At 43.6% G+C, this 1,019-nt stretch carries 1 protein-coding gene; it reads right to left on the bottom strand.

Annotated features, from left to right (window positions below; all coding sequences use genetic code 11):
* The coding region (gene tuf / locus GQO39_RS08675; protein ID WP_156851793.1) for an elongation factor Tu at positions 1–1,019 on the bottom strand (1,019 nt) is incomplete at its 3' end.

Raw genomic sequence — 1,019 nt, 5'->3', positions numbered from 1 at the left:
GTAACAATCCCCGTAACATCCGTTGTACGGAAGTAAAATTGAGGACGATAATTCGTGAAAAATGGAGTATGACGTCCACCTTCATCTTTCGTCAAAATATAAGCTTCTGCTTTAAAGCGCGTATGAGGCGTAACTGAACCAGGCTTCGCCAAAACTTGTCCACGCTCAATCCCTTCACGATCAACCCCGCGAAGCAATGCACCAATATTGTCACCAGCTTGCCCTTGATCTAAAAGCTTGCGGAACATTTCAACACCTGTAACCGTCGTCTTAGATGTCGGACGAATACCTATAATCTCAATTTCTTCACCAACTTTAATGACACCACGCTCAACACGACCAGTAACAACCGTACCACGTCCCGAAATCGAAAAAACATCTTCAATCGGCATCAAAAATGGCTGATCAACTGGACGCTCAGGTGTTGGTATATAATTATCAACTTCACTCATCAGAAGACGAACCGCATCTTCACCAATGCTTTTATCTTTATCTTCAAGAGCTGCCAGCGCTGAACCTTTAACAACTGGTATATCATCACCTGGAAAATCATATTTTGACAAAAGCTCACGTACTTCGAGCTCAACAAGCTCCAAAAGTTCAGCATCATCAACCTGATCAACCTTATTGAGAAAAACAACAATCGCTGGGACACCAACCTGACGTGCAAGCAAAATATGTTCACGCGTTTGAGGCATCGGACCATCAGCAGCAGAAACAACCAAAATCGCTCCATCCATCTGTGCCGCTCCCGTGATCATGTTTTTTACATAATCTGCGTGACCAGGGCAATCAACATGCGCATAGTGTCGTTTCTCTGTTTCATATTCAACATGCGCTGTAGAAATGGTAATTCCACGTGCACGCTCTTCTGGTGCCGCATCAATTTGGTCATACGCTTTAAATTCACCAAAATATTTCGTAATTGCTGCTGTTAACGAGGTCTTCCCATGATCAACGTGACCAATCGTTCCAATGTTAACATGCGGCTTCGTACGTTCAAATTTGCTCTTTGCCAT

Origin of the sequence: Bartonella refiksaydamii (assembly GCF_902652675.1) — a bacterium.
GTDB classification, from domain to species: Bacteria; Pseudomonadota; Alphaproteobacteria; order Rhizobiales; family Rhizobiaceae; genus Bartonella; species Bartonella refiksaydamii.
The sequence above is the reverse complement of the archived record's forward strand: the minus strand, read 5'-3'. Positions and strand labels throughout refer to the sequence as shown.